The following is a 7,859-nucleotide window of genomic DNA, read 5'->3' as shown; positions in this document are numbered from 1 at the left end:
ATGAAGTATTTTTTGGCTCTCGTGATGCCGAAAAAGGAAAAGCAACAGCAGAGTTCGCCGGACGCGGAACGCAAGGTGGTACAAATGATCAGGCGGCGGCGTTTGCTGATGTAATTTTGTGGACAGTACGCAGCATTATGCCAAACTAATAAAAAGAATGCCAATTTAATAAACATCTAACTCTGAAATTTTCAAAGTTTCTAAATCCATATCCAGAACGTTTAATCAGTTTAAGTTGCGTAGCCCGCCGTAGGCATCGCCTAAAATTGCAATCAGATTGGATGTATCTAAATCTACTAATACTGCACAGTAGAGTTATTATTTGATATGCTTTTCAACATAATATTACAATACTTAGCTAATAGTTTGGCATAACAAGTACTGAAGAACCAGAAATTTTTACTATTTTATAGTGTCTCTCGTGTCTACTTGTGTTTTACAACCCCATAACCGTCCGATAATGAGACTCAATTTGCGCGACGGTTTCAGACTTGCGTTTTGTCTCCCATTGACTACGATTAAATAATTCTTGCCGTAATTCATCAACGTTAATTGTGGTAATTTCGCCATCAGCAACAATTTGCTTACCATTAACCCAAGCACTATCGACAACATTAGTAGGACGCCCTAAAACTAGCAAACCAATAGGATCTGTACGGGGTAATAATGATAAATTGGTGAGGTCATAAAGTACCAAATCGGCTTGTTTACCTACAGTTAAAGAACCGAGTTTATCTGCTATATTTAGCCCCTTTGCACCTCCCAAAGATGCCATCTCCACTGCTTGTCTGGGCGTAATCCAGTGTTGATAATCTGAGTCTGTAACATTGTGCAAGATAGAACCCATTTTGATGGCTTCTAGCAAATCTTGAGAGTCATTACTAGAAGCACCATCACAACCAAAAGTTACATTTACTCCAGCTTGGCGATATTTTAAAATGGGGGCGATGCCACTACCTAAACGCAGATTACTTAAGGGATTATGGACGACTGTAGATTGAGTTTCGGCGAGGATGGCGATATCAGCATCATTTAACCAAACGCAATGGGCAAGTGAAGTACGATCGCTCAAATATCCGATTCTTTTCAAATGTTCCACAGCAGTACAACCGTACTTCTCTTGGGCGAGTTTCTCCTGTGCCCTGGTTTCGAGTAAATGGGAGTGACGACAAAGATTGTAGCGATCGCTTAACTCAGTACACCCCTCAAATAAAGCATCAGTACACAATTGAATCCCTGTTGGTGCAACTAAAATATTTATACCCTCATCTGGACGATGAAATTGCCTTACTGCTTCTTCGATGATTTCCAATGTTGCCGCAGTTGAGCGAAAATAAGGTTCATGATTTTGGGCTGATTCCCCCGATGGCATACCTGCGGTAAGGGATTCATCTTGAATTAAGGGGGCGATAAAGGCGCGAATTCCCACTTCTCTGTAAGCGCGAGTGGCAATGGCGATCGTTTCTAACTCAAGTCCGGGAATTAAAACCAGGTGATCTACTACACTCGTCCCGCCGGAAAGTAAGGTTTCCACCGCCGTTCCCAAAGCGCTGAGATAAACCTGTTCGGGATCGAGGGGGGCAAAATCATAAAGTTCCGCTAACCATAACTCTAAAGGGAACGTTGACATGATTCCTCGTTGCCACATCTCTGATGAGTGGGTGTGGGCATTGAAAAAGCCAGGTAGCAATAGTTTATTTTTGCCATCTATGGCAGTGCCGATTACTTGTAGATTGGGAGCAATGGCTGCGATCACACCATCTACAATCTGTACATCTACCGTTGCATAATCATCACTGACGGCAATCAAAACATTCTGAATAGTGAAATTTACCATATTTAACCTTAATTAAGTAATTGTATTTTGAACTGAATTTCAAGTTACAAGATAGAAAATGGTGTTGGTATTGCAATTTTATGAATTTACCATTACGGACATTGGGAGTTCCACCAAATGCGTGGACAGTGAATGATGCGATCGCAGATATCACACGTCCTCAAAAAACCCCACAACCCGTTATTTTATCAACAGAAACTAAAACCCTGCGCCTAGACTTGGCAAAAGCTGCTATCCTCGTCATTGATATGCAAAACGACTTCTGTCACCCTGATGGCTGGCTAGCGCATATCGGCGTGGACGTAACTCCAGCGCGTCAGCCTATTGAACCTTTGAACAACTTACTTCCAGAACTGCGTGAGGCTGGTGTTCCAGTAATTTGGATAAATTGGGGAAATCGCCCCGATTTGCTCAATATTAGTGCTGCTTCGCGTCACGTCTATAATCCCACAGGGGAGGGTGTGGGATTGGGCGATCCACTGCCAAGCAATGGTGCTAGAGTACTCATGGCAGGTAGTTGGGCCGCAGCAGTAGTAGACGAACTAGAACAGATTCCCGAAGATATTTGTGTAGACAAATACCGCATGAGTGGGTTTTGGGATACACCATTAGATAGTATTTTGCGGAATCTGGGAAAGACAACATTATTTTTTGCTGGTGTTAATGCCGATCAATGTGTGCTAGCTACCTTATGTGATGCCAGCTTCTTAGGATATGACTGCGTATTAGTTAAAGACTGTACCGCTACCACTTCTCCTGAATATTGTTGGCTGGCGACATTGTACAATGTCAAACAATGCTTCGGTTTTGTCACTGACTCGCAAGAAATTTTAACAGCGCTGCAAAAGGGTGAGGAGTGAATCAATTTTGGATTTTGGACTTCGGCTTACCTCGGCTCCGCTCGGCACGAGTCGCTCAGTCGAACGATTTTAGATTTTAGATTGATTCCATGCATGAATGCTCTATATCATATCCGCTCAATAATTTTAGATTTGTTCTCGCGTTTGAATTCGCTTGCTCTCAGACTTTTTTAAATTTTAGACTTTGGTGTGAGCGTTTAATCCAAAATCTAAAATTTAAAATCTAAAATTCTGTGATTTAAGGCTCGCATTTTAGCAATTTTCATACCCATCGATAACTTCAGAGGGGATAAATAAATGTACGCTACTCGTTGTGTAATTCCGGTTATCAAATCTACCAAAGATTACCAAGTATATCGCATCAGTTCCGACGCCTCTAATCGATTAGCAATTATCTTTGATTCGACAAATGCTAATACTTCTTTGACTTGCTGCATAGAAATTTTTGATGTTGGTGGACAAACACCCCCAAATCGCCATCAGTGGGCGGTGGAAATGTTTTTCGTCCTCAAAGGGGAAGGGATCGCCGTATGTGACGGCAAGAGTGCCATGATCAAAGCTGGAGATAGTTTATTAGTGCCTCCCACTGGAACTCATTTGCTTAAAAACACTGGTTCCACTCGCTTGTATACGTTGACTGTTATGATTCCTAATGAAGACTTTTCGGAATTGATTCGCAGTGGAATTCCGTCGGAATTAGATGAAGAAGATATGGCAGTATTGGGGAGATTTGATGCTTTGATGCCCTGTTAAATTGAAGGAGGCAGGAGTCAGGAGGAGCAAATAATCATCCAGAGATTGGTTTTTCGTTCCCATACTACTTATGGGAGCGAGAGAATATTATAAATTACCAATAATTTGTTTAACAACGGCAACAAAGCGTTCCATGTCAGCGTGGGTAATAGCTCCCATTGTCGATACTCGGAAAATAGATTGAGCTAAATTTCCTTGTCCAGAATAAATGATATAGTCCTGTGCTTTCAGTTGGTCATGAAATTCTTCATAGCTAAAACCGTCTGGCAAGTGGTAGGCATTCAAGACAACGGATGAACTGCCAAGAGGAAGTAGGGGTTTAATTCCTATTGAGGCTAACCCGTCTCTGACTAAGCTGGCAAGTTGGTTGTAATGGTTGTATCTGACACGCCAACCTCCTGCTTCTGCCATTTCTTGCAAAGCTTCTGTTAAGGCATAAAATGTTTGTACTGATTGCGTAAACGGTGTGCCGCCTCGGTCTTGCTGCTGGCAATAGGTTCCTAAATCTAAATATAAGGTGCGGGGAATTGTGTCTACTGACGGCAGTGCATCCCGTCGCAGGATGACAAAGGACACTCCGGGGACGCCATGCAGACATTTATTGGCTGTTGCAGCGCAAGCGGTGATCCCCCAATCGGCAAAATTTAATTCCTCAGCACCAAAGCTGCTGACTGCATCTACTAATAGTTTGATGCGGCGTTCTTGGCAAATTGGCGCAAGTTCCGCTAAATTATTTAGGCGACCGGTGGTAGTCTCATGATGAACGACAGCAAGGTGGGTGATGTCGGCCTTTTCATCCAAGAGTTTGACTAAAGCTTTGATATCTATTTCGGCATCCCAAGGATGGGAAAGTGTGATGTAATCAATGCCGTGGATTTTGGCGATTTTGGATAGTCGTTCGCCATATACACCGTTTTCAATTACTAGTAATTTCCCGTTTGTGGGTACTAAACTGCTAATCATCGCTTCCATCGCGGCTGTTCCAGAACCGGTGAGGAGAACTGCTGCCCAGTCGCTTCCAAGACCATAAACTTGAAGTAGTTGTTCGCGGATTCTGCTTTGAAGTTGAGAAAATTCCACCTCACGGTGACATAAATCAGGACGCAACAGGGCATTTCTGACGCGATCGCTTAAATTGACGGGGCCGGGATTTAGTAAAATCATTTTGTCATTGGGCATTGGGCATTAATAAATTAAAAGTTTGTATTTTGAACCAGAATATCTAGGACAATACGAGATAATTGCACTACCAGCACTATGCCCATAGATTTACGGAAATTTTATCAGGCTAGCGATCCCAGCAGAACTCTGTTTGTCAACAATAGCTCTGATGCCAAGTATTACATAGATTTTTCCTCAGTCCGGGGTGGTGATATTCTCGGCAAGCTGAAGCAGAAAATTACCTTTTTTAAACCTAATGAACCCACTTGCACTTTATTTACTGGGCATATTGGTTGTGGAAAATCGACAGAACTATTACGATTACAAGCAGAACTGGAAAAGTTAGGCTTCCACGTCGTCTATTTTGAGTCTAGTGAAGACTTGGAGATGACCGATGTCGATATTGCTGACGTGCTGCTAGCGATCGCTCGGCGGGTAAGTCAAAGTTTGGATAAAATTACCCTGGGGGAACCTAACAAGTTTAATGAGTTGCTGCAAGGTGCTTGGAGGGTCTTAAACTCCGAGGTGACGGGAGTAAAAGTAAAGGTTCCGAATGTCGGCGATTTTGGTGTCACCTCTGAAAAAGATAAGCTTTCTCTGTCTGTGGGCATTGGTGAAATCACTAGCAAGATGAAAAATGACCCAACCCTGCGAGAAAAACTCAATCAGTATTTAGCACCGCAAAAAACTAAACTGCTAGAAGCGATTAATCAAGAATTATTGGAACCTGCCGTGGCTAAACTCAAACAGCAGGGTAAAAATGGTCTAGTGGTAATTGTCGATAATCTTGACCGCATAGATAATCGTGTCAAACCTTGGGGTCGTCCGCAGCAGGAATATTTATTTGTCGATCAAGGTGAGTTTTTGACAAGGCTTAATTGTCATTTACTCTACACTATGCCCTTGGCTTTGAAGTTTTCCAACGATTACGGAATGCTAACTCAGCGTTTCCCAGAAGACCCCAAGGTGTTACCGATGGTACCTGTACAAAAGACTGATGGCAGTGTTCATACAGAGGGAATGGCACTCATGCAGCAGATGGTACTTGCTAGAGCTTTTCCTGATATAACACCAGAGGAGCGTTTAAATAAAGTTACCGAGATTTTTGATAGTGCCGCTAGCCTAGAACGCTTATGTAAAATGAGTGGTGGTCATGTGCGCGATGTGCTGAGGCTGCTAAATACCTGGATTATGGAAGAGATGAGTCTTCCCTTAACCGGTGAAACTTTAGAGGAAGTGATTCGTTCTCGGCGGAATGAAATCATGTTACCGATTTCTGATGATGAGTGGCAATTGTTACGTCATGTCAAAGAAAGGAAAAAGGTGAGTGATGACCACGGATATCAAAAATTGATCCGCAGTCGGTTTGTCTTTGAATATCGGGATGGTGGCCAGTCTTGGTTTGATGTTAATCCCATCTTGGCTGAAGCCAGAGAGTTGCAGTAAAGTATCTTTCGCTTACCCACTCACCCGCCTGGGAATAAATTCCCAGGCTAATAGCTAAAGTCCTCTCAAGAGGACTAATAATTCCTTCCAGTCCACTTATAGTGGACTTCAGCTATTAGCCTTGCACTTAAGTGCAAGGCGGGATATGTTAACTCAACGTCAAAATATCTGGTAAAAATCCGCACCTGAAAAGCATATTAGCTCTATGAGTCCACAGCAACCACCAAAAGATGACCATGTAAACAACGAGCGCTCTCTGAAACAATTAGCTTGGGCGATCGAATCCTCTGTGGGTCAGTTTAAACTGATATTGGCACGGTGTAATTATGCTAGCTTGCGCGATCGCCTCATCCAAAGATTGCAAGAAATTTGTCAAGTTGAAATTCGTGTCTTGACGGTGCAGCAATCTCACAGGACTCTTTATACTGCGATTCAGGAAGAATTCGGCGCAGAAATACCAGCCTGTGTGATGGTTGTGGGTTTGGAATCAGTGCAGAATTTGTCTGTGATGTTAACTTCTGCAAATCAGGTGCGAGAAGATTTTCGCAAGAATTTTGCTTTTCCCTTAGTCTTGTGGATTGACGATGAAATCTACAAACAACTAATACAACTTGCGCCAGATTTAGAAAGTTGGGCAACTACGAGAAATTTTGCCATCTCAACACAGGAATTAGTAGATTTTATCATCCAAACAGCTAATCAATGGTTTAGTAATAACTTAAAAATTAGCGTAGATGAATATATCAAACTGGAAAAGGAATTAGAAGCGGCGCAAATATATTTAATTAAAAGTCCAGATGTTTATAATTTGGAAATGCAAGCTAATTTAGAATCTTTGTTAGGTTTTATTAAACAGGTAAATAATCAAAAAGATTCGGCGTTAGAGCATTATCATAAAGCTTACAAACTTTGGCAGCAAACTAATAATTTAAAATTGCAGGGAAAAATCCTCGGTGAGATTGGCTTTTGCTATTATCTCAAAGCTTTTAAACATCAAGATATCACTCATCCAGATTGGCAAGCAACTTGGCATTATATTCAAGAATATATTAATTTTATTTACCAGTTCAACAGTCCAGATTTAATTGCTAGTGCAGTAGTTAAATTTGGTGATATCATGCGAGACTTGCAACAGTGGGAAACCTTGGGGAGTCTTTCGCAACAAGCTTTAGTAATCCATCGAAATCACAACCAGCTAAGAGAATTAGCCAAAGATTACGGTTTTTTAGCTGAAGTGGCTTTGGCTCAAAATAATTGGGTTCAAGCAAATCAGTTAGTTAAGCAAGCCTTGGAAGTTTTTGCGGCAATTCATAATCAGCAATCAGCAAATATATCAGAGATTTTATCAGATATCCCCGAAAGGGTTTTAGAATCAAAAGATTTGAGCTTATATCAGTTTATTTTAGGTCGTTCTCAATACCATTTAGGTGAAATTAAACAGGCAACTCTCAGCTTAGAAAATGCTAGTGATGTCGGTAATCCTCTAGAAGATGTCAAGCTTTACTTGGATATTCTCAGGTTTTTGCAGCAGCTTTACTTTGAGCAGAAAGAATATCTCGAAGCATACAAAATTAAACAGCAACAGCATTCCATTGAACAGCAATTTGGCTTGCGGGCTTTTATTGGTGCGGGTAGGTTAGAAGCTACAAAACAGGCATTTGTCGAGACATTGCGCTCAAATTCTCCCCAAGGGAATATTGCCCCAGAAATTGCTGCATCTGGTCGCCTATTAGATGTAGAGCGTTTGATTGAACGCATGGGTCGCCCTGATTATAAGTTGATAGTAATTCATGGGCAATCGG

Annotated in this window: 5 protein-coding genes and 2 pseudogenes; 4 read left to right on the top strand and 3 right to left on the bottom strand. The window is 41.7% G+C overall.

Annotation, left to right across the window (positions count from 1 at the left end; translation table 11 throughout):
* Positions 1–145 precede the first annotated feature (145 nt).
* Together VB740_RS16030 and VB740_RS16025 are read right to left on the bottom strand one after the other, a co-directional pair.
* Positions 146–238, bottom strand: a pseudogene (locus VB740_RS16030) (transposase); the annotation flags it as partial.
* 198 nt (positions 239–436) lie between these two features.
* Positions 437–1,837 carry an amidohydrolase gene (locus VB740_RS16025; protein ID WP_323200962.1) on the bottom strand — a complete coding sequence of 467 codons (1,401 nt, stop codon included), beginning with the start codon at positions 1,835–1,837 and terminating at the stop codon, positions 437–439.
* 80 nt (positions 1,838–1,917) lie between these two features.
* Here VB740_RS16025 and VB740_RS16020 point away from each other — a divergent pair, with 80 nt between their 5' ends.
* Entirely contained in the window at positions 1,918–2,697 is a 780-nt protein-coding gene (locus VB740_RS16020) for an isochorismatase family cysteine hydrolase (RefSeq protein ID WP_323200961.1), read from the top strand.
* Between the two features lie 297 nt (positions 2,698–2,994).
* Complete coding sequence (locus tag VB740_RS16015; protein WP_323200960.1) at positions 2,995–3,450, top strand: cupin domain-containing protein; 456 nt, start codon at positions 2,995–2,997, stop codon at positions 3,448–3,450.
* An 87-nt stretch (positions 3,451–3,537) separates the two neighbouring features.
* Here VB740_RS16015 and VB740_RS16010 read toward each other — a convergent pair whose 3' ends face one another.
* Positions 3,538–4,629 (bottom strand): 2-aminoethylphosphonate aminotransferase, encoded by a 1,092-nt coding sequence (locus VB740_RS16010; RefSeq protein ID WP_323200959.1) that lies wholly within the window; start codon positions 4,627–4,629, stop codon positions 3,538–3,540.
* Positions 4,630–4,707: 78 nt separating this feature from the next.
* On the opposite strand from VB740_RS16010, the gene VB740_RS16005 reads away from it, so the two are divergent.
* Together VB740_RS16005 and VB740_RS16000 are read left to right on the top strand one after the other, a co-directional pair.
* Positions 4,708–6,057: an ATP-binding protein gene (locus VB740_RS16005; protein ID WP_323200958.1), complete on the top strand. Its 1,350-nt coding sequence runs from the start codon at positions 4,708–4,710 to the stop codon at positions 6,055–6,057.
* Between the two features lie 205 nt (positions 6,058–6,262).
* Positions 6,263–7,859: pseudogene (locus VB740_RS16000) on the top strand (ribosome assembly protein 4); the annotation flags it as partial.

The sequence above is a fragment of the Nostoc sp. UHCC 0251 genome, from assembly GCF_034932245.1.
Lineage (GTDB): Bacteria > Cyanobacteriota > Cyanobacteriia > Cyanobacteriales > Nostocaceae > Nostoc.
The sequence above is the reverse complement of the archived record's forward strand: the minus strand, read 5'-3'. Positions and strand labels throughout refer to the sequence as shown.

Bases quoted from the DNA above. Each gene is read 5' to 3' on its own strand.
- VB740_RS16025 (WP_323200962.1), bottom strand. From the start codon at position 1,837: ATGGTAAATTTCACTATTCAGAATGTTTTGATTGCCGTCAGTGATGAT.
- VB740_RS16020 (WP_323200961.1), top strand. From the start codon at position 1,918: ATGAATTTACCATTACGGACATTGGGAGTTCCACCAAATGCGTGGACA.
- VB740_RS16015 (WP_323200960.1), top strand. From the start codon at position 2,995: ATGTACGCTACTCGTTGTGTAATTCCGGTTATCAAATCTACCAAAGAT.
- VB740_RS16010 (WP_323200959.1), bottom strand. From the start codon at position 4,629: ATGCCCAATGACAAAATGATTTTACTAAATCCCGGCCCCGTCAATTTA.
- VB740_RS16005 (WP_323200958.1), top strand. From the start codon at position 4,708: ATGCCCATAGATTTACGGAAATTTTATCAGGCTAGCGATCCCAGCAGA.